18 protein-coding genes and 1 tRNA gene are annotated in these 20179 nt (G+C 71.0%); 14 read left to right on the forward strand and 5 right to left on the reverse strand.

All coding sequences use genetic code 11. The annotated features are described in order from the left end of the window. The first annotated feature begins 130 nt into the window (after window positions 1–130). From WQO_RS23820 to WQO_RS23835, 4 genes are all read left to right on the forward strand, one after another. On the forward strand, window positions 131–463 hold the full coding sequence (locus tag WQO_RS23820) for a hypothetical protein (RefSeq protein WP_010061580.1): 333 nt from the start codon (window positions 131–133) through the stop codon (window positions 461–463). A 173-nt stretch (window positions 464–636) separates the two neighbouring features. Beyond that, window positions 637–1005, forward strand: a complete 369-nt coding sequence (locus WQO_RS23825; RefSeq protein WP_010061578.1) for a WhiB family transcriptional regulator — start codon at window positions 637–639, stop codon at window positions 1003–1005. Next, entirely contained in the window at window positions 1002–1361 is a 360-nt protein-coding gene (locus WQO_RS23830; protein ID WP_029182376.1) for a hypothetical protein, read from the forward strand. Before WQO_RS23825 ends, WQO_RS23830 begins: the two co-directional genes overlap by 4 nt. A gap of 143 nt (window positions 1362–1504) precedes the next feature. Continuing rightward, the gene (locus WQO_RS23835) at window positions 1505–1735 is read left to right on the forward strand and encodes a hypothetical protein (protein ID WP_010061576.1); all 231 of its coding nucleotides are present in this window, start codon (window positions 1505–1507) and stop codon (window positions 1733–1735) included. A 22-nt stretch (window positions 1736–1757) separates the two neighbouring features. Here WQO_RS23835 and WQO_RS23840 read toward each other — a convergent pair whose 3' ends face one another. Both WQO_RS23840 and WQO_RS23845 read right to left on the reverse strand, forming a co-directional pair. Then, on the reverse strand, window positions 1758–3191 hold the full coding sequence (locus WQO_RS23840) for an ABC1 kinase family protein (RefSeq protein ID WP_010061575.1): 1434 nt from the start codon (window positions 3189–3191) through the stop codon (window positions 1758–1760). Between the two features lie 64 nt (window positions 3192–3255). Then, window positions 3256–4380 carry a ThiF family adenylyltransferase gene (locus WQO_RS23845; RefSeq protein WP_029182375.1) on the reverse strand — a complete coding sequence of 375 codons (1125 nt, stop codon included), beginning with the start codon at window positions 4378–4380 and terminating at the stop codon, window positions 3256–3258. Between the two features lie 234 nt (window positions 4381–4614). Here WQO_RS23845 and WQO_RS23850 point away from each other — a divergent pair, with 234 nt between their 5' ends. From WQO_RS23850 to WQO_RS23865, 4 genes are all read left to right on the forward strand, one after another. Next, a complete protein-coding gene (locus tag WQO_RS23850) occupies window positions 4615–5238 on the forward strand; it encodes a M48 metallopeptidase family protein (RefSeq protein WP_010061573.1) in 624 nt (207 codons plus the stop codon). Between the two features lie 121 nt (window positions 5239–5359). Beyond that, window positions 5360–6973, forward strand: a complete 1614-nt coding sequence (locus tag WQO_RS23855; RefSeq protein WP_010061572.1) for a TerD family protein — start codon at window positions 5360–5362, stop codon at window positions 6971–6973. Window positions 6974–6984: 11 nt separating this feature from the next. Next, window positions 6985–7665 (forward strand): AIM24 family protein, encoded by a 681-nt coding sequence (locus WQO_RS23860; protein ID WP_010061571.1) that lies wholly within the window; start codon window positions 6985–6987, stop codon window positions 7663–7665. 19 nt (window positions 7666–7684) lie between these two features. Then, a complete protein-coding gene (locus WQO_RS23865) occupies window positions 7685–8440 on the forward strand; it encodes an AIM24 family protein (RefSeq protein ID WP_010061569.1) in 756 nt (251 codons plus the stop codon). An 87-nt stretch (window positions 8441–8527) separates the two neighbouring features. Here the strand turns inward: WQO_RS23865 and WQO_RS23870 are convergent, their stop codons facing one another. Both WQO_RS23870 and WQO_RS23875 read right to left on the reverse strand, forming a co-directional pair. Continuing rightward, a complete protein-coding gene (locus WQO_RS23870) occupies window positions 8528–9088 on the reverse strand; it encodes an NUDIX hydrolase (protein WP_010061568.1) in 561 nt (186 codons plus the stop codon). After that, window positions 9085–10509 carry a zinc-dependent metalloprotease gene (locus WQO_RS23875; protein ID WP_010061567.1) on the reverse strand — a complete coding sequence of 475 codons (1425 nt, stop codon included), beginning with the start codon at window positions 10507–10509 and terminating at the stop codon, window positions 9085–9087. Before WQO_RS23875 ends, WQO_RS23870 begins: the two co-directional genes overlap by 4 nt. Before the next feature lie 190 nt (window positions 10510–10699). Here WQO_RS23875 and WQO_RS23880 point away from each other — a divergent pair, with 190 nt between their 5' ends. From WQO_RS23880 to WQO_RS23890, 3 genes are all read left to right on the forward strand, one after another. Continuing rightward, a complete protein-coding gene (locus WQO_RS23880) occupies window positions 10700–11851 on the forward strand; it encodes an SDR family oxidoreductase (protein ID WP_029182374.1) in 1152 nt (383 codons plus the stop codon). 107 nt (window positions 11852–11958) lie between these two features. Further along, a complete protein-coding gene (locus WQO_RS23885; RefSeq protein ID WP_010061565.1) occupies window positions 11959–12420 on the forward strand; it encodes a molybdenum cofactor biosynthesis protein MoaE in 462 nt (153 codons plus the stop codon). 399 nt (window positions 12421–12819) lie between these two features. Beyond that, window positions 12820–13935 carry a YlbL family protein gene (locus WQO_RS23890; RefSeq protein ID WP_010061564.1) on the forward strand — a complete coding sequence of 372 codons (1116 nt, stop codon included), beginning with the start codon at window positions 12820–12822 and terminating at the stop codon, window positions 13933–13935. Between the two features lie 83 nt (window positions 13936–14018). Here WQO_RS23890 and WQO_RS23895 read toward each other — a convergent pair whose 3' ends face one another. Then, window positions 14019–14579 carry a PPA1309 family protein gene (locus WQO_RS23895; protein ID WP_234431486.1) on the reverse strand — a complete coding sequence of 187 codons (561 nt, stop codon included), beginning with the start codon at window positions 14577–14579 and terminating at the stop codon, window positions 14019–14021. Between the two features lie 135 nt (window positions 14580–14714). Between WQO_RS23895 and WQO_RS23900 the strand changes: the two genes are divergently transcribed. The 3 genes from WQO_RS23900 to WQO_RS23910 all read left to right on the forward strand — a co-directional run bounded on the left by WQO_RS23900 (window position 14715) and on the right by WQO_RS23910 (window position 20126). Then, window positions 14715–17708, forward strand: a complete 2994-nt coding sequence (locus tag WQO_RS23900; RefSeq protein WP_029182373.1) for a UPF0182 family membrane protein — start codon at window positions 14715–14717, stop codon at window positions 17706–17708. A gap of 42 nt (window positions 17709–17750) precedes the next feature. Beyond that, window positions 17751–17824: transfer RNA gene (locus tag WQO_RS23905), tRNA-Met, on the forward strand. 226 nt (window positions 17825–18050) lie between these two features. Then, the gene (locus WQO_RS23910; RefSeq protein WP_029182372.1) at window positions 18051–20126 is read left to right on the forward strand and encodes a tetratricopeptide repeat protein; all 2076 of its coding nucleotides are present in this window, start codon (window positions 18051–18053) and stop codon (window positions 20124–20126) included. The last annotated feature ends 53 nt before the right edge of the window (window positions 20127–20179 follow it).

The following is a 20179-nucleotide window of genomic DNA, read 5'->3' on the forward strand; positions in this document are numbered from 1 at the left end:
ATAGGTTCTTAACCACGGGAACAGCGACTTCTCTGAAGCCCTGGCTCCGTGCTGTACTTAGCTGTACTTATCCGCATACGCAGGACCGGCCCCGGCCGGTCCCATGAGACGCCGAGAGGAGGCGATTGAAGTGATCAGCATCATCGAAACCCAGAAAATGACCGATCTTTCGGTCGTCTCCGCCTGCTCGCTCGGCCTCACCCGCTCCGCGGCTGCCTCGCTCCACGCCACCGGTCTGTCCGGCATTTCTGCCGCCCGTCCGCTGTCTCCGGCGAGCCTCCCCGTGACGCGGGAGCGCAATGAGCGACCGATCGAGGCATCGGCGGCAGCAGTAGTGAAGGCAGCGCAGGCCCAGGCCTATGCCTTTGCGGCAGCCGGTGCCGGAGTCAAGACGCAGACGCAGATGAAGCACCACACGATGTGGGCCTTCCGTGGGCCTGAACCCTGGAGCGATCCAGCCTGATCCAGCATCAGGCCGGCGCCTTCAGGGCCGCGGAACCCCACTCGGGATCCGCGGCCCTTTTGTTTTGTCCGAACGGACGGAACGGAACGAAGGAGCCTCGGGACCAGCAGGACCTGGTACCAGCAGCCAACCGGCCAACCGGCCGGCACGACCAGACGAGGACACCACCCACCGTGCACATCGAAACGCACGCCCCGTCAGTACCGCTCTCCACCCCGAACTCGCCGCCCGGCTCCACGGAGGACTCCACCTTGACCCCGCTCACCACGCTCACCGCGCTCGACGACGCCATCGAGAACCTCGGTGTCCCCGTCCCGTGCCGCTCCTACGACCCGGAGGTCTTCTTCGCCGAGTCGCCCGCCGACGTCGAGTACGCCAAGTCCCTCTGCCGCACCTGCCCGCTCGTCGAGGCCTGCCTCGCCGGCGCGAAGGACCGCCGCGAGCCGTGGGGTGTCTGGGGCGGCGAGCTCTTCGTCCAGGGTGTCGTCGTGGCCCGCAAGCGTCCGCGTGGCCGTCCGCGCAAGAACCCGGTCGCAGCGTGACCGCGACCTGTGGGGTCCCCGCCCCCACCCGCAGTCTGCGCCTCGGAACGATCGACCGCCCCTACACACATGACCCCCGGAATCAGGCACCGATGATCACCCCCACGAAGGAGCCCGTCGGCTCCGCCACCCCCGACGTCACCATCAGCGGCGCGAACGACTCGCGCAAGAACAGGACCCGCGAAATGCAACTCATCCCAGAAGCCCTGGCACGTGCGCATATGCACGACCGCCTGCGGGAGGCCCAGGAGGACCGCCAGTCGGCCCGCCTGCTCGCCGCCCGCCGGATGCAGCGCCGAGCGGAGCGCGCCTCGCTGCGCGCCCGCCGCGCGCTGGCCATGGCGGTCATGCACTGATCTGCCATGTACCGATCTGCCATGTACTGGCGGTCATGCACTGGCCTGCGTAGCCATCACGCCCCGGGGGGCCGTCCGGACACGGACGGCCCCCCGGGGCGTTTGCGCTGTCGGCCGTCCGGCCACGGGGATATCGTCAGGAGGTGGACGAGGAGACCGAGCCCCCTGAGCAGTCCGAGAATCCGGAACAGCCCGAACGGCCCGCCGCGGGAAGCGTGGTGTGCGCCCGGTGCGGCACCACCGCCGAAGGCGGCACCATCCCCGTGACCTGGCTCAGCTCCGTGGAGGACGGGCGCCGTCTCCACTTCTGCGAGAGCTGCGCCCGCCTTCACATCCGTGCGATCGAGAGCCGCCTCGACTCACTCTGGTGGTGAACCCCGGAGCCCCTCGGCCCGCCTACACCTGGACCGTCTCCCCCTCCGGCTCGCCCTTTTTCTTCGGTGCCTCGGCTGCCTCGGTCGCCTCGGTCGCCTCGGCGAGGAACCCCGGCAGCCACTCCTCCAGCTCTTCACGCATCCGGACCGTCGCGCCGAGCTGGCACAGCACCCCGATCGTGCTGAGCGTCACCCGGTGTATGAGGACATAGGACGGGGGGAGGTTCAGCTGCCGGCCGAGCTGATGGGCGGGGGAGCGCGGGTCCGCCACCCGGGCCGCCTGGTCACGGATCCAGCCACGGGTGAAGACGAACTCCTCCGCCTGCGTGGGCTCGATCATCGGAAGCAGGTAGTCGAGGACCTCGTCCGGGTCCAGGTCGATCGACTCCTTCACGAAGTTCTCTTCGCGCAGCAGCTCGTACACCCCGGCCGCGTCGCCCTCCATCGCCATCCTCAAGGAGTCGCCGATGGTCCGCGGCAGCCCGCCCGGAAGCCGGTCGACCGTGCCGAAGTCCAGCACTCCCAGCCGCCACGAACCGGCCAGGGTGTCCTCCGGCTCCGGATGCTCCGCGTCCTGGTCCGGGGGCAGCAGCCGGAAGTTCCCCGGGTGCGGGTCGGCGTGCAGCAGCCCGGTGCGGGCCGGACCGGAGAAGAGGAAGCGGGCCAGCAGCTGCCCCGCGCGGTCCCGCTGCTCCGCCGTACCCTCCACGATGACCTCGGACAGCGGGATCCCGTCGATCCACTCCGTCACCAGCACCTGGTCGGCCTGGTGCACCACCTGGGGGATCACCACATCCGGGTCGTCCGCGAACTCCGCCGCGTGCTCCCGCTGCGCCTGCGCCTCCAGCTCGTAGTCCAGCTCCTCCGACACCCGGTCGCGCAGCTCCTTGATCAACGGCTTGATGTCCACCCCCGGGACCAGCGGACCGAGCAGCCGGGCGAAGCGGCTGAGCTGGGCGAGGTCGGAGAGCAGCGCCTCGCCCGCCCCGGGATACTGCACCTTCACCGCGACGACGCGGCCGTCGTGCCACACCGCACGGTGCACCTGCCCGATCGAGGCGGCAGCCGCCGGGGTGTCCTCGAACTCCAGGAAGTACTCCCGCCAGTCCTCCCCGATCCGTTCCGCGAGCACCCCGTGGACCGTGCGCGCGGGGAGCGGCGGCGCGGCCTCCTGGAGCTTGGTCAGCGCGGCCCGGTAGGGGCCGGCGATCTCCTCGGGGAGCGCCGACTCGAAGACCGAGAGGGCCTGGCCCAGCTTCATGGCCCCGCCCTTCAGCTCACCCAGGGTCTTGAACAACTGGTCCGCCGTGCGCTGCTGCACCTCACGGGCGACCAGCTCGGCCGACTTCCCGCCGATCCGCTTGCCCAGACCCCAGGTGGCACGGCCGGCGAAGCCGAGCGGAAGCGCGGCCAGCTTGGCCGTACGCGTAACCGCCTTCCGGGGAAGATCAGACATGTGCCCCTCCAGTTCCCAGACTGCCGTGCCGCTCGGGCCTCCGGTGTCACCCCGGCGCCGACGGTCACCCCGCCATTGTGTCCTGCGCCGGAACGCCACCGAAGGCCCCCGCCCCTCCAGCGCCCCCGGCGGCCCCGCAGGAGCAGTCCGCATGCGGGCCGACCTGCTCGGACCGCCAGTCCAGCAGGGGAAGAGCGGCCTCCCAGCGGGTTCCGGTACAGGCGGGGAGATCCCCGTCCAGGAACGCCAGGGCATGCGCCGCTGCCAGACCGGCGACCGCCGTGGCGAGCCCCAGATCGCAGGCGGGCACCGCTCCCCGCCGTCCGGAACGCCACTGGGCCAGCATCCGGGGCCACTGCGGATCCCGGTCCGCGCGGTGCAGCTCCAGGCACCCCGCGCATCCGGTGCCCCCGGGGAGGACGAGCGGCCCGACCACTCCGGTGGCCTCGATCACGCCCGCGTAGAGATGAGGAGTGCCCGAGGCGATCCAGGGACCCGCGGTGTCCGTGACCGGTGCGTACACCGCGAGGCCGTCCCGGGGAGCGACGACGATCAGGGACAGGCCGCGCTCCCCGGTCTTCTCCGCCGGGCCGGGCCCCGGCGCCGAACGGCGGACGAGCCGACGGGCCGCCACATCGCGCCGTTCCCCCACGGACGCCGCGGGGAGACCCCCGGGCGCCACGTCCCAGGGCTCGGCCCGGCCCCCGTCGAGCACCTCCACATGCCCCACCCCCGCACCGGAGAGCACGGAGGCGATGGACGCCCCGACCCGGCCCGCACCCCGCACCTGGACCCGCATCGCCCGCCGGGCCTCCATCCGGCGCAGCCCGCCGCCCGGCTCGGGACGTACGACCGACAGCGAAGCCACGTCGGGACGCTGGCGGTCCATCACTTCGGCACGACGGCGCAGCACATCGGCTTCCGGACCCGCTGACCTCGGGTCGTCGAGGAGCCCGGCCTCCGTCAACCGGGCCAGCAGAACGTCCACGTGATGTTCCGACAGGTCCAGGGCGCGCGCCTCCTCGTACAGCAGCGGCAGTCCGCGCGTGCCGTCGAGCAGTTCCAGGAAACTCCCCGTGGCGATGTCCACCGGTCCGAGCGTCACGGCATGTGCGGGTGTCACACCGAACTGCACGGTGTTCCGTCCGCGCCAGGCGCGACGCAGTGCGGGCTTCAGCATCGGATACACGACTTCTCCCCCCGGGAAATGCCGCGGGCACGGGTGCGCCCGCGGTCCTGCTGATCCGCGGAGCTTCGGGTTCATTCCGCTCTTTCCGCAGGACCACCGCCAGAATGCGGGCCCGCCGCGAACCGTGCGCGGAGTTGTCCACAGGTGCGGGCTGTTCATCGGATAACCCGGGGATCGTGGTCGTGCCACTCCCGGGGCGGGACTTCTTTCCCGGACAGCGGGTAACGTCGTGGCGTGCCCGCCGACCCTTCGTACGGCTCCGCCGGGGAGACCCCCGCGCGCAGCGCCGGAAGCCATCAGCGCAGCGCGGCAGCCCATCCGGCCCGCGCTTCGGCGACGAGCGCGGTCGAGGTCCGCCGGAGCACCCGGCGCAGGAAGTCGGTCTCCGCCTACCGCGAGGGCGACCGCACCATCGTGCTCATCCCCGCCCGGATGTCGCAGGCGGAGGAGCGGCGCTGGGTCGGCGTGATGCTGGACAAGCTCGCTGCCCAGGAGAGCAAGCGCCACCTGGGCGACACCGAGCTCACGGAACGTGCCGCCCGGCTGTCCGCCCAGTACTTCGACGGTCGCGCCAGGCCCGCCTCGGTGCGCTGGGTGACCAACCAGAACACCCGCTGGGGCTCATGCACCCCCGCCGAGGGCAGCGTCAGACTCTCGCACCGGCTTCAGGGAATGCCGGAGTACGTCGTCGACTACGTGCTCCTCCACGAACTGGCGCATCTGCTCGTCCCCGGACACGGCCCGGGGTTCTGGCGGCTGCTGGAGGCGTATCCGCGCACCGAGCGCGCCCGGGGGTTCCTGGAGGGCGTGGTGGCGGCCGAGCGGCTGCCGCAGCCGCCCGCCGACGGCGACGAGTGATCCGAGGTCATTCGCGTTCGTCGATTCTGTACCGGGTGTGTACCGGCTTGGTCCGATCTCGTTGTTTGCGGTTAGCCTGACGCGACGCATTTACCTTCGGGATGGGGGACGGTCGTTACGCATGGCCAGGGAATTCCAACGCGGCCACAAGGCCAAGATCAGTGATCTCACGGCAGGGACGGATCTGTACGTAGGCGTACAGATCGCCGCTCCGGGGCTGACTTTCGACATCAGCTGCTTCGGCCTGGACGCCAACGAGCAGCTCTCCGACGACCGGTACTTCATCTTCTTCAACCAGCCGAAATCGCCCGAGGAATCCATCCAGCTCCTGGGCGCGCAGTCCGGTGACACCGAGTCCTTCCGCGTCACGCTCGACCGCATCCCGGCAGCGATCCAGAAGCTCTCCTTCACCGCGACGCTCGACGGCGCCGGGCAGATGTCCCAGATCGGCCCGGGGTACATCCGGATCGTCGCGGGCGGCGAGGAAGTGGTGCGCTACTCCTTCACCGGATCGGAGTTCACCACCGAGCGCGCGGTGATGCTCGGCGACTTCTATCTGAAGGACGTCTGGCGTTTCGCCGCCGTCGGCCAGGGCTTCGACGGCGGTCTCGACGCGCTCCTGAAGAACTTCGGCGGCGAGGTCGCCGAGGAGGAGGCGCCGTCCGCCCCGGCGGCAGCCGCCCCGGGCTTCGCTCCGCCGGCCCAGGCCGCCGCGCCTCCGGCCTTCGGCGCGCCAGCCGCCCCGTCCGTGCCCCAGGCCCCGCAGCCCGCCCCGTCCTTCGGTGCCCCGTCCGCGCCCACGCCGCCGCCCGCGCCGCAGCCGGTGCACACGGCGCCGACGATCGCCGCCCCGCTGGCACCTCATGCCCCGCAGGCCCCGTCCCCGTACGGCCAGCCGCAGCAGCCGCAGTTCGGCCAGGTCCCGGGCCAGGCCGCGCCGCCCGCCGCCCCCTTCGGCCAGCAGGTCCCCGCTCCCTACGGTCAGCCCGCGCCGGCCCCGTACGGTCAGCAGCCCCCCGGCTCCATGCCCCCGGGCGCCCCGCAGGGTGTGCCCCAGGGCGTGCCGGCCACGGGCGCGGGTCTTCAAGCGGCCCTCCAGCCCTACAAGGAGACCGCGACCGGGCAGCGCTGGACCCCGCAGAACCAGCAGCTCATGCGGGTCGACCTGACCATGGGCGGAGCCGGAGTCCTGGCCCGCCAGGGCAGCATGGTGATGTATCAGGGCAAGGTGGACTTCGGCTACAAGAGCGCCGGATTCGTCGGCCGCGCCGTGGGCAACGCCACCGGCCAGGAGATGCAGCTGATGCGCTGCACCGGTCGCGGGCAGGTCTTCCTCGCCGAGGAGGGCTCGCACCTGCACCCGGTCGAGCTGCAGGGCGACGGCATCTGCGTCTCCGCCGAGAACGTCCTCGCCTTCGACGAGTCCCTCCAGTACGAGGTGCGCAGGGTCGAGGGCCACGGCATCCCCGGCGGCGCGCTGTTCACCATGCTGTTCCAGGGCACCGGCACCGTGGTGGTGAAGACCCACGGCACCCCGGTCGTCCTGCCGGTCACGCCCACCACCTTCGCCGACTGCAACGCGGTCGTCGCCTGGTCGGCCGCCTCCCAGGTGATCGTCTCCAGCCAGGTCCGGCTGCGCCGCAACGCGTACCCCGGACACAGCGGCGAGACCGTGAACCTCCAGTTCCGGGGAGCCCCCGGCAACTTCATCGTCGTCCAGCCCTACGAGGTCTGAGGGAGCCCGTCATGAACCAGCAACTCGCGGGCTTCGCCCCGACCCCCGTCACGGCCCGGATGGAGAACCACGGCAGGACCATGCTCAAGGTCGCCATGGCCTCGGGGCAGGATCTCTTCGCACGCACCGGCTCGATGGTCGCGTACGAGGGCTTCATCCAGTACGAACCCAACCCGCCCGCTGCCCGGCAGATCGCCTCCCAGTGGATCACCGGCGAGGGCGCGCCCGTCATGAAGTGCTCCGGCGACGGGCTGCTCTACCTCGCCGACTACGGCGCCGACGTGGTCGTCATCAACCTCAACAACGACTCCATCTCCGTCAACGGCACCAACCTCCTCGCCTTCGACGCCCACCTCACCTGGGGCGTCGAGAAGGTCAAGGGGCTCGCCAAGTTCGCCGGACAGGGCCTGTGGAACGTCGTCGTCCAGGGCACCGGATGGGTCGCCATCACCTCCCGGGGCACCCCGATCGTCGTCGACTGCGGACGCGGCGAGGACGAGACGTACGTCGACCCGGACGCGCTCGTCGCCTGGTCCCCGAACCTCAAGGTGAAGGGCAAGCGCAGCTTCAAGGCGGGCTCACTGATCGGACGCGGCAGCGGTGAGGCGTACCAGATGGCCTTCTCCGGCCAGGGCATCGTCGTCGTCCAGCCGAGCGAGGACAGCACGGACCGCCTGCGGATCCGGAACTGACGGGGAGGGAGAACACATCATGCAGAGTCCGCTTTTCAGCTACACCGAGCAGCAGACCCAGGACCGGTACGCCATCCAGAACCCGCAGCTCCTGCGGGTCTCGCTGACCGGGCACGACGACATCCTCGCCCGCAAGGGCGCGATGGTCGCCTACCAGGGCCTGATGGACTTCGACGGGGAATACCAGTCGCGGAGCCAGCGCAACGCCCGCGCGCGCACCGGCGAGGGCCTCGACCTGATGCGCGTGTCCGGCCAGGGCACCGTCTACCTCGCCAACCTCGCGCAGTACATCCACGTCGTGGACGTCGACCGCGAGGGGATGACGGTGGACAGCTCCTACGTCCTCGCGCTCGACTCCTCGCTGCACACCGAGGTCATCGCGGTCGACAGCCAGTACGGCATCTCCGGCAGCGGCAAGTACCAGCTCAACATCTCCGGCGCGGGCAAGGTCGCCCTCATGACCTCGGGCCAGCCGCTGATGATGCAGGTCACGCCCGAGAAGTACGTCAACGTCGACGCGGACGCGATCGTCGCCTGGTCCAGCTCCCTGCGGGTGCAGATGCAGGCCCAGACGCACTCCTCCGGCGTCTTCAGGCGTCGGGGCAACACGGGGGAGGGCTGGGAGCTGAGCTTCCTCGGTCAGGGCTTCGCCCTGGTCCAGCCGAGCGAGGTCATGCCTCCGCAGAACGCCCAGATCGGCCAGGGCGCCCGTGCCCAGTTCGGCATGGGCCAGCAGGGCTCCCACGGCCAGAACCAGAACAACGCCTGGAACTGACCGGCACCGCGCGGGTCCGGCGGACCACAGCGATAAGGGGCGGCCTCCCGGAGGCCGCCCCTTACGCACATCGCCTGCGGCCCGCCGCTACAGCCGGGCCCGCGTCGCCTCCAGCAACCGGACGACCGAGGCGTCGGCCACGTCGGGCACCTCCTCGTAGCCGAACCAGCGCAGCTCCAGGGACTCCTCGCTGATCCGCTCCGCCGCCCCGGCCGGGGCCAGCGCGGCGTACTGCACATCGAGGTGCCAGTTGCAGGGGGACGGAATCGGGTGCCGGTCCAGCCGGACCGGTCCGCCGGACAGCAGGGTGAGCCCCGCGATACCGGACTCCTCCGTCGCCTCCCGGAGCGCCGCCGCCTCCAGGGTGGCGTCCCGCTCCTCGCAGTGGCCGCCCATCTGGAGCCACATCCGGAGCTTCCGGTGCAGGGTCAGCAGAACCTTGCCCCGCTCCGGGTCGATCACCAGGGCGCTGGCCGTCACATGCCCGGCGCCGCACGCCTTCCACATGCCGTCGTCGTGGCGTGCCAGGTGGTCCAGGTAGGCCTGTCGCAGCTCCGCCTGGTCACTGTGCGTGCCTTCGAGGTGCCCGGAAGGGCCCTCGTGGGCGTACCCCTTCAGTACGAGGACGGCGTCTTCGTACAGGCTCACTGCTCGGGGCCGCCCTTGCCGTCTTCCTTGCCGTCATCGCTCTCGGCGGGCTTCTGCGGGCCCTTCGCCGCCTCGCCGAGCATCTTGTCCAGCTCGGAGAAGTCGGCCTGCTCGTGGTGGACGAAGCCGTCCGGGTCGTCCAGGTCGTGGGCGGTCGGCAGCATGTCCGGGTGGGCCCAGAGCGCGTCCCGGCCCTCCAGACCCCGGGCGTCCGTGAGCGAGGCCCATAGGCGCGAGGCGTCCCGCAGCCGGCGCGGGCGCAGCTGGAGACCGATGAGCGTGGCGAACGTCTGCTCGGCCGGTCCACCGGAGGCGCGACGCCTGCGCATCGTCTCGCGCAGCGCGTCGGACGAGGTCAGCCGGGACTTCGCGGCCTCGTGGACCACCGCGTCCACCCAGCCCTCCACCAGCGCGAGAGCCGTCTCCAGACGGGCCAGGGACGCCTTCTGCTCGGGCGTGTCCTCGGGCTGGAACATGCCCTGCTGAAGGGCGTCCTGCAACTGCTCCGGCTGCGAGGGGTCGAACTGGCCGACGACGTCCTCCAGCTTGCTGGTGTCGACCTTGATGCCGCGCGCATACGCTTCGACGGCACCGAACAGATGCGACCGCAGCCACGGCACATGGGCGAAGAGCCGCTGGTGAGCCGCCTCGCGCAGGGCCAGATACAGCCGGACCTCGTCCTGCGGAACGCTGAGGTCCTTGCCGAACCGCTCCACGTTCAGCGGGAGGAGCGCGACCTTGCCCGCAGGACCGAGCGGCAGCCCGATGTCGGTGGAACCGACCACCTCACCGGCCAGCGTGCCCACGGCCTGCCCGATCTGCTGGCCGAACATGGCGCCGCCCATGGACCGCATCATGCCGATCAGCGGGCCCGCCATGGCCTGCATCTCCTCGGGCAGCACGTCGCCCATCGCCAGGCCCACCCGCTCGGCCACCGGGTCGACCAGCTGCTGCCAGGCCGGCAGCGTCGCCTCGACCCACTCCGCGCGGCTCCACGCCACGGTGGAGACCGAACCGGAGGGCATCGACGTCACACCGTCCAGCCAGAGGTCCGCCAGGCGCAGCGCCTCGTCGACCGCCGTCCGCTCGGACGGGCCGACGCTGGCGTCCTTCGTGCCGTCCGGGGTGCCCTGCGACACCGTCTGGCGGGCGATCTGCTTGGCCATGTCCCAGTTCACGGGACCGCCCTCGTAGCTCAGCATCTGGCCGAGCTGCTGGAAGGCCGCACCGAGATCGTTCGGATTCATCGAGCCGAACATTGCGGCGAACGGGTTGTCCCCGCCCGCCCCCGGCCCGAAACCGAACGGGTTTCCCATCCCGCCCGCGCTCTGCCCACCTTCGGTGGGGTCCTTCTTCTTGCCCTCGTCGCCGTTCTCCGGCTCCTCCGGCGGAAGGCCGAATCCGAATGGGGTGTCACTCACGGGTTTCCTCGGCTCGTAGGGCCGCCGGCTCGAACCGACGGCGACTGCCCGACATCACCATCCAGCGTAGACACCACGCCCGCTTCGGGCCTCAGTGCTCCGCCGACTCCCGGCCTGCGGCAGGATGGACGCCACCTGGTACGTACGCGTCATTCGGGTACGTACTGAAGACAACCGCTGGAGACGCCCGGTGAGTTCCCCAGATCCGCAGGTTCGCGCAGCGCGAAACCTGACCGACCCCTCGCCCGAGAGCACACCCGAAGAGAAACGCCCCAGGTCCCCCGGAAACCGGGGTCCCGTGGTCGCCGTCACCGGCGCCGCCACCGGCATCGGCGAACTGCTGACCGCCCACCTCGCCGCATCCGACGCGATCAAGCAGGTCATCGCGATCGACGAGCGGCGCGGTGAGGTCTCCGAGGCGACCTGGCACATCCTGGACGTACGGGACCCGGCGATCGCCGAGAAGCTGCGCGGCGCGGACGTCGTCGTGCACCTGGCCCTCGACCTCGATCTGGAGACCGACCCGGCCGCCCGCACCGCGTACAACGTACGCGGCACCCAGACCGTGCTCACGGCCGCGGCCGCCGTCGGGGTCCACCGGGTCGTGCTGTGCACGTCCGCGATGGTCTACGGGGCACTCGCCGACAACGACGTGCCGCTCTCCGAGGACGCGGAGCTGCGCGCCACCGCCGAGGCCACCGGCGTCGGCGACCTCCTGGAGATCGAACGGCTCGGCCGCCGGGCCCCGCGCGCCCACCCCGGGCTCAACGTCACCGTCGTACGCCCCACCGTCCTGGTCGGCGGCACCGACACCGCCCTGACCCGCTACTTCGAGTCCCCGCGCCTCCTGGTCGTCGCCGGATCACGCCCCACCTGGCAGTTCTGCCATGTCGAGGACCTGGTCACGGCGCTGGAGTACGCCGCCCTGGAGAAGATCGACGGCGAGTTCGCGGTCGGCTGCGACGGCTGGCTGGAGCAGGAGGAGGTCGAGGAGCTCACCGGCGTACGCCGGATGGAGCTGCCCTCCGCCGTCGCGCTCGGGGCCGCCGCCCGGCTGCACCGGATCGGCCTCACCCCGTCCCCGGCGGGCGACCTGGCGTACACGATGCACCCCTGGGTGGTCAGCGTCAGCCGGCTGCACGATGCGGGATGGCGGCCGAAGTGGACGAACGAGGAGGTGCTCGGCGCCCTCCTCGAAGAGGTCGAGGGCCGCCACACGCTCGCGGGACGCCGTCTCGGCCGCAAGGACGCCACCGCCGCCGGAGCCGCCGGGGCCACGGTCGCCCTGCTCGGCGCCGCCGCCGTGGTCCGTCGCGCCCGCAAGGCCCGCCGCCGCATCTGACCGCGCACCGCGCCCGCGGACCCCTGTAGGAGGCTCCAAACCGGTCGGCCGGCCGCCGGTAGAACAGGCAATTCCGGGATGCCGGAGCCGTACGGCACGATGGGAGCATGGCACCCACCCACGACCACCCCGGCGAGTACGCGGCGGCCGACCCCGTCCGGCTTCTGGCGATCCGGGACACCCCGCTCTCCGTCGACGAGGTCTTCCGCGCCGTCGGCGACGACGCGGCGGGCGGCATCGCGCTCTTCGTCGGCACCGTGCGCAACCACGACGCGGGACAGGACGTCGGCGCGCTCGGCTATTCCTGCCACCCCTCGGCCGAGGAGGAGCTGCGCCGAGTGGCGGAGAAGGTCGTCGCCGACTTCCCGGTCCGTGCCCTGGCGGCTGTCCACCGAGTGGGTGAACTGGAGGTGGGTGACCTGGCCGTCGTCGTCGCGGTCGCCTGCCCGCACCGGGCCGAGGCCTTCGAGGCCTGCCGCAAGCTCATCGACGACCTCAAGCACGAGGTTCCGATCTGGAAGCACCAGCGATTCTCGGACGGCACGGAGGAGTGGGTCGGAGCCTGCTGAGCGCAAACCGTACCGGGGCGCATCAGCCCCGATTTGCGTAACCGCACCCCCGCCACGAGCGTTGGTCTTCCGGATCGTTAATCTGCTGATCGGGCATCCGGTCGCTCATGGGGTAGGGAGGTCGTGATGGCGGCACTCGCTTGGCTGTTGATTCCACTTATCGCTGCTGTCGGTGGTGCGATATGGGCGAGTTGGGCAGCCCGCAATCGCACGACCGGCGATGTCACCGAACTCGCCGGCTACGCCAGGTTCCGTGACGCGATGGAGAAATCGCACTCCGGTTCCGAGGCCCTCTGAGACCGACGTACGCCGCGTGACCGCCCTCCGCCGCGTTTCCGGTCCCCTCGTACGGACCGGCCCCGGCGGTGCACTGACAGGCCCTTCCCGTACTGTCGTTCCATGCCACGCCGCACCGCGACGATGCTCGCCTCCACTCTCGTCCTCATCGCGCTGCTCTGCGCAGGCGTGCTGATCAAAGTGCCGTATTCGGAGATGTCTCCCGGACCGACGGTCAACACGCTCGGCGAGGCGCGTGGCGAGCCCGTCCTGCAGATCTCCGGTCGCAAGACGTATCCGGCGTCCGGCCATCTCAACATGACGACGGTCCGCGTCACCGGGGCGGACTACCGGATGAACATCTTCGAGGCCGTCTACGGCTGGCTGGCCCACGACAGCGTCGTGGTGCCGCACGACACGCTCTACCCGGACGGCAAGACCGAGGAGGAGTCCACCCAGGAGAACGCCGAGGAGTTCAGCCAGTCCCAGGAGAGCGCCAAGGTGGCCGCTCTGAAGGAGCTGGACATCCCGGTCTCCACGCAGGTCGTGGTCTCCACGGTGGTCAAGGGCAGCCCGTCCGAGGGCAAGCTGCACGCGGGCGACGTGATCAAGGCCGTCGACGGCACGGCGGTCAAGGAGCCCGACGACGTCGCGAAGCTCGTCACCGAACACCGCCCCGGCGAGAACGTCACCTTCACCATCGTCCCGGCGGCGGACGCCGCCGCGGCCGAGAAGGCCGGCCGTGACCCCGTGGGCGACGAGAAGATCACGATCAAGACCGTGAAGGCTCCCCCTGCCGAGGGCGACGGCGAGGAGGGCGGCAAGGGCCGCGCGATCGTCGGGATCAGGGCCGGGACGGACCACACGTTCCCGTTCGAGATCGACATCAAGCTCGCGGACGTCGGCGGGCCGAGCGCCGGGCTGATGTTCTCCCTCGGCATCATCGACAAGCTCACCCCGGGCGATCTGACCGGCGGCAAGTTCGTCGCGGGCACCGGCACCATCGACGACGCGGGGACCGTCGGGCCGATCGGCGGCATCACCATGAAGCTGGTCGGCGCCCGTAACGCCGGCGCCCGCTACTTCCTCACGCCCGACGACAACTGCACCTCGGCCGCCGCCGACACTCCGGACGGGCTCACCCTCGTACGGGTCAAGACCATCGAGGACGCCACGAAGTCGCTGGAGCAGATCAAGGCGGGGAAGACCGCCGGCCTGCCGAGCTGCTCGACCGGCTGACGGCCGCGCGGCCAGGCCGGCGCACGGGTCCGGCCGACGAGCGCGCTGCCCGGGACCGTACGACGGCCCCGGGCAGCGAACGATCAGGACTCGAACGTCGCCGCGAGCGCCTCGGCGAGGCCGGGCACCAGACCGGCGCCGGTCAGCACCTCGGTCGGGGAGTCCTTCTCCCGCAGCCGTACGGCGGACTCGCGCGCCCCGTCCCGCAGGACGGCCACGGTCATCCGCACCTCCTGGCGGTCGGGGTGCTTGGCCACCCACGCGGTCAGCTGCTTGTCGCTGAGCTTCTCCGGTACGGACGCCTCGGCGGAGGGCGGCAGCATCAGCCGCTCCACCGTCATGGCGCAGCCGACCACGGCGTCGGGCCAGGCGATCGTGGCGAGGAACTCGTCGAGCGCGGTGCCCGGCGGCAGCTCGTCCTGCTCGATCGGGGTGAGCGCGGCGACGGAGGAATCGGGCTTCTCCAGGCCCAGCTGAGCTGCGAGGCCGGGCTCCTGGGTCCGCAGCCGGTCGGTGTCGACCAGGGCGAACAGCCGGGCGGGCTGGTCCCAGCCGAGGTTGGAGGCATAGGCGTCGATTTCGAGGACGGCGACGGTCAGCGGACTCGCGGCCATCGGGGGTCCTGCGGGGGAAACGTTGGGCATGGGCAATATCCTGCCTCCTTCCGCCCCGGGAACGGGAACTAGGTAAAGCCTCAGTAAGTTGCATAGGTGGGCTCTAGGATCGCTGGGCCTGTTCACACGACCGCGAACTTCGAGGTGCGCACGTTGGCTTTCCAGATGCCGGACCGCGGCGGAGGCCCGACCGGGCCACGGATCAGAGTCGGCCGCCCGTCCCGGCGCGCCCGTACCCTGCTCATGACTTTGGGTGTCCTGGCGGTTCTCGCCATGGCCTTCGTCATGTTCGCGGGGTTCTGGACGGACTGGCTCTGGTACAGGTCGGTCGCGTATTCATCCGTCTTCACCACCACCCTGTGGACCAAGATCGGGCTGTTCCTCGTCTTCGGACTGCTGATGGCGCTCGCCATCGGCGTGAACATCTGGCTCGCGCACCGGCTCCGGCCGCCGCTGAGCGCGATGTCGCTGGAGCAGCAGAGCCTGGACCGCTACCGCATGAGCATCGCCCCCTACAAGAAGTGGGTGCTGCTCGCCGTCACGGCGCTCGTCGGACTGATCGCCGGAGCCTCCGCCTCCGGCCAGTGGCGCACGTGGCTGATGTACGTCAACGGCACGTCGTTCGGGCAGAAGGACCCCCAGTTCCAGCTGGACGTCTCCTTCTACGCCTTCGACCTGCCGTGGTACCGCTTCATGCTGGGCTTCGGCTTCGCGGCGACCGTGCTCTCGCTGATTGCCGCGGCGCTGACCCACTATCTGTACGGCGGGCTGCGCATCACCAGCCCCGGCGCCCGGGCCACCGGGGCGGCCACCGGCCACCTCTCGGTCCTGCTCGGCATCTTCGTCTCCCTGAAGGCCGTGGCGTACTGGCTCGACCGGTACGGGCTGGCCGTGAAGTCCAGTGACTTCAAGGCCACCGACAACTGGACGGGCCTGCGGTACGTCGACGCCAACGCCTACCTCCCGGCGAAGACCATCCTGTTCTGCATCGCCGCGATCTGCGCGGTGCTGTTCTTCGCGACGCTGTGGCGCCGCACCTGGCAGCTCCCCGTCATCGGCTTCGGTCTGATGGTGCTCTCGGCGATCCTGATCGGCGGGCTCTACCCGGCGATCGTGCAGAAGTTCCAGGTCCAGCCGAACGAGCAGGCCAAGGAAGCGCCGTTCATCCAGAAGAACATCAATGCCACACGCGACGCGTACGACATCGATGACGCCAAGGTGGACGACTACGACGGTCAGGCGACCACGGAGGACGACACCAAGCTGCGGGCCGCGGCCAACACCGCCGCCAGCTACCGCGTGATGGACCCCAACGTCGTCTCCCCGGCCTTCCAGCAGCTCCAGCAGCGGAGGAACTACTACCAGTTCCCGAGGACGCTCGACGTCGACCGCTACAAGGACAAGGACGGCAAGGAGCAGGACACGATCATCGGTCTGCGTGAGCTGAACATCCAGGGCCTGCCCAAGCGGAACTGGATCAACGACCACTTCACGTACACCCACGGCTACGGCGCCATCGCTGCCAGCGGAACCACCACCGGCACCAACCCGACGGGGTCCCCGGACTTCACCGAGTCGGGTCTGCCCTCGACCGGTGAGTTCGGGAAGTACGAGCAGCGGATCTACTACGGCGAGAAGACCGAGCAGTACTCCATCGTCGGCGGGCCCCAGAAGGAGCTCGACTACGAGGAGGACGGCGAGAAGACCACCAGCTACGAGGGCGACAGCGGGGTCAGTCTCTCCAACTCCTTCAACCGTGCCGCGTACGCGGTCGCCTTCAGCGAGCCGCAGATCATGTATTCGGGAGCCATCGGTGACGGCTCGCGGATCCTGTACAACCGCACGCCCAAGGAGCGCGTCGAGGCGGTCGCCCCGTGGCTGACCATCGACGGCGACGCCTACCCGGCGGTCGTCGACGGCCGCATCAAGTGGATCGTCGACGCGTACACCACGACCAACGGCTATCCGTACGCGTCCCGGACGACGCTCGGCGACACCACGGCCGACTCGCTGACCACCAACCAGCGCGCGGTCGTCGCCCAGCAGAACCAGGTCAACTACATCCGCAACTCGGTGAAGGCCACCGTCGACGCGTACGACGGCAAGGTCAAGCTCTACGAGTGGGACACCAAGGACCCGGTTCTCAAGACCTGGCGCAAGGCGTTCCCGGGCACGGTCGAGCCGCGCGGTGACATCCCGCAGGAGCTCATGGACCACCTGCGGTATCCGCAGGACCTCTTCAAGGTCCAGCGCGAGCTGCTGACCCGCTACCACGTCGAGGACCCCGCGCAGTTCTACAGCGGCTCCGACGCGTGGCAGGTGCCGGACGACCCGACCAACAAGGAGCCGGGTTCCGTCCCGCCGTACTACCTGAGCATGAAGATGCCGGGCCAGGACGCGCAGCAGTTCTCGCTGACCACCACGTTCACGCCGAGAGGACGCCCCAACCTGGGTGCCTTCATGGCGGTGAACGCGGACGCGGCCAGCAAGGACTACGGCACCATGCGGCTGCTGCGGGTCACCTCCACGGTGAAGGGCCCGGGCCAGGTACAGAGTGAGCTCAACGGCAACGACGACGTCGCCGAGTTCGTGAGGAACCTCAAGGGCACCGACTCGGACATCGAGTACGGGAACCTGCTGACGGTTCCGCTGGAGGGCGGCTTCCTGTACATCGAGCCGGTCTACACGCGCGGTGGCAACCAGAACTACCCGCTGCTGCGCAAGGTGGCCGCCTCGTACGGTTCGAAGATCGTCTTCGAGAACAGCCTCGGTGAGGCGCTCAACGCGGTCTTCGGTGTCGAGGACGACGGGTCCACGACGCCACCGGACACCCAGGATCCGCCGGGCGAGACCGACGATCCTCCGGCCACCGGCAGCGCCGCCCTCAAGAAGGCCATCGCGGACGCCCAGAAGGCGTACTCCGACGGCGAGAAGGCGCTGCAGGAGCAGGACTGGCCGGCGTACGGCAAGGCCCAGGAGGCTCTCCAGGACGCCCTGGAACGAGCCGCCGCCGCGCAGCCCAAGGCGGGCAGCGAGGGGGACAAGGCGGACAGCGCCGAGAAGCCGGAAGGCGACGCGAAACCGGAAGGTGACGCCAAGCCGGAGGGCGAGGCGAAGCCGGACAGTTCGGCCGAGCAGGCCTCCGACCAGGGCAGCTGAGCAAGGCCCACCCCGCGTCGTGGTACGGTTTGAACACAACGACGCGGGGTGGAGCAGCTCGGTAGCTCGCTGGGCTCATAACCCAGAGGTCGCAGGTTCAAATCCTGTCCCCGCTACTGAAAGACGAAGGCCCGGATTCCCTTGGGATCCGGGCCTTCGTCGTGTCCGTTGTGTGTGCGGGCCGTGTCGGTCCCAGGCTGGGGACGCGAAGTGCGGTTCGCTGGGCAGCAGTTGCCTCCAGGCGTGTTTGACTTGTCTCCCTGTGGGCATGTCGACAAAACGCTGTAGTGACCTCACTGGCCGCGATATACCAGGTGTACGCGGGTTACAGGTGGTGCGACGATGGTATTTATGGGGGACAGGGCAACTCTGTTGGAGACAGGGCGGTTTGTGCAGCAGCACGGCCAAGATACGGAAAGCGCGGTAGACGCGGCTTTCGCCGCTGCCATCGCCGGGGCGGGCGCACCGGTCCAGCGGACCGGCGCCGCCGACGCGAGCGCTGCCGTCGCCGCCCCGTCCGACGAGGACACCACGGACGCGGTCGACGCCGCGGACAGTGCCGAGAGCGAGGCGCGCCACCGCCGTGCCGCCGACGCGGGGGACACCGCGTCCATGAGCGTCCTGGGCGCACTTCTGCTGCGCCGCGGGGAGCTGGACGGCGCCGAGCGGTATCTGCGCGCCGCCACCGCCGACGGGGACCGGGCCGCCGCCAACAACCTGGGCGTCCTGCTTCACCAGCGCGGCTACCCGGACGAGGCCGCCGGATGGTGGCGCATCGCCGCCGTGGCCGGTTCCGCCGCCGCCGCCCACTCACTCGGCCGGCACTTCCGCGAGCGCGGTGACGAGCCCGGCGCGGAGTACTGGCTGCGCCAGTCCGCCGAGCAGGGCCACGCGCTGGGCGCGTACGCGCTGGCGGACCTCCTGGAGCACCGCAGCGACGTCGGCGCCGAGCGCTGGCTGCGCGCCGCCGCCGAACAGGGGCACCGCGAGGCCGCCTACCGGCTCGCCCGTGCCCTGGAGCGGAAGGCCGTAGAGGACCCGCACGACGCCTTCGGCCTGGGCCGGAGCGCCGCTTCCGGCGGGACCGGGACGGGTCTCGGCCTCCCCGGCGCCACGCCCGCGCCCGCGGGGAACGCGCGGGCAACGGGCCCCGCCGGAGACAAGGGCGCGGTCGACGGGGACAGCCCCGTGGCGGGTCCCGCCGCCGGCCGGGTCGGCGAGGCCGAGCAGTGGTACCGCCAGGCCGCCGCCCGGGGCCACCGCCGCGCCGCCCTGCACCTCGGCGCGATCCTGGAGCAGCGCGGCGAGCTCAAGGAGGCCGGCCGCTGGTACCTCACCTCCGCCAAGGACGGCGAGCCCCGCGCCGCCTGCGCCCTGGGCTTCCTGCTGCGCGACGCGGGCGACGAGGAGAGCGCCGCCGTGTGGTGGCTGCGCGCCGCCCAGGACGGCGACGGCAACGCCGCCAACGCGCTCGGCGCGCTGCACGCCGCACGCGGTGAGCAGCAGACCGCCGAGCGCTGGTACCGGGCCGCCATGGACGCCGGTGACGTCAACGGGGCGTACAACCTCGGGCTGCTCTGCGCCGCCCAGGACCGCACCCCGCAGGCCGAGCAGTGGTACCGCCGCGCCGCGTACGCCGGACACCGGGAGGCCGCCAACGCGCTCGCCGTGCTCCTCCTCCAGGCGGGCGACCACGCGGGCGCCGAGCCCTGGTTCTCCAAGGCGGCCGAGGCGGGCAGCGTCGACGCGGCCTTCAACCTCGGCATCCTGCACGCCGGGCGCGACGAGGACCGTACGGCGCTGGGCTGGTACGAGCGCGCCGCGGCGGCCGGGCACACCGACGCCGCGCTCCAGGTCGCCATGGCGCTGCTGCGCGACGGCGACGGCCAGGCGGCCGAGCGGCACCTGCGCTGCGCCGCGGGCGGCGGCAGCGCCGAGGCCGCGTTCCGGCTGGCCGGGGTGCTGGACGCGCGCCAGCCGCCGCCGGGCCCGCCCGCGCTGGGCGAGCCGATGCCGGAGAAGACCGAGTGCGAGGAGTGGTACGAGCGGGCCGCCCAGCAGGGCCACCGCCGCGCCCAGGTCCGGGTCGGCATGCTCGCCGCCGCACGCGGGGACGTGGAGAGCGCCGCCCACTGGTACCGGGAGGCCGCCGAGGCGGGCAGCCGCAACGGGGCCTTCAACCTCGGGCTGCTGCTGGCCCGTGAGGGCAGTGAGCGCGAGGCCGCCCTGTGGTGGACCCGTGCGGCCGGCGCCGGACACGGCCGGGCCGCGCTGCGCCTGGCGCTCCTCGCGGCGCGCCGGGGCGAGCTCACCGAGGGGCAGCGCTGGTGCGCGCGGGCCGTGGAGCTGGGCCCGGCCGAGGTGGCCGAGCGGGCTGCGCGGCTGCGGGAGGCGCTGCACCAGGAGCTCACCGCGTGACGCGGTGAGCGCCCGGCGCCGGTGCTCCGACCTCCTGGGGCGTGCCCAGGGCC

It is taken from the genome of Streptomyces globisporus C-1027 (assembly GCF_000261345.2).
Lineage (GTDB): Bacteria > Actinomycetota > Actinomycetes > Streptomycetales > Streptomycetaceae > Streptomyces > Streptomyces pakalii.

Bases quoted from the DNA above. Each gene is read 5' to 3' on its own strand.
- WQO_RS23840 (WP_010061575.1), bottom strand. From the start codon at position 3,191: ATGTCTGATCTTCCCCGGAAGGCGGTTACGCGTACGGCCAAGCTGGCC.
- WQO_RS23855 (WP_010061572.1), top strand. From the start codon at position 5,360: ATGGCCAGGGAATTCCAACGCGGCCACAAGGCCAAGATCAGTGATCTC.
- WQO_RS23860 (WP_010061571.1), top strand. From the start codon at position 6,985: ATGAACCAGCAACTCGCGGGCTTCGCCCCGACCCCCGTCACGGCCCGG.
- WQO_RS23865 (WP_010061569.1), top strand. From the start codon at position 7,685: ATGCAGAGTCCGCTTTTCAGCTACACCGAGCAGCAGACCCAGGACCGG.
- WQO_RS23885 (WP_010061565.1), top strand. From the start codon at position 11,959: ATGGCACCCACCCACGACCACCCCGGCGAGTACGCGGCGGCCGACCCC.
- WQO_RS23890 (WP_010061564.1), top strand. From the start codon at position 12,820: ATGCCACGCCGCACCGCGACGATGCTCGCCTCCACTCTCGTCCTCATC.
- WQO_RS23895 (WP_234431486.1), bottom strand. From the start codon at position 14,579: ATGCCCAACGTTTCCCCCGCAGGACCCCCGATGGCCGCGAGTCCGCTG.
- WQO_RS23900 (WP_029182373.1), top strand. From the start codon at position 14,715: ATGCCGGACCGCGGCGGAGGCCCGACCGGGCCACGGATCAGAGTCGGC.
- WQO_RS23910 (WP_029182372.1), top strand. From the start codon at position 18,051: ATGGTATTTATGGGGGACAGGGCAACTCTGTTGGAGACAGGGCGGTTT.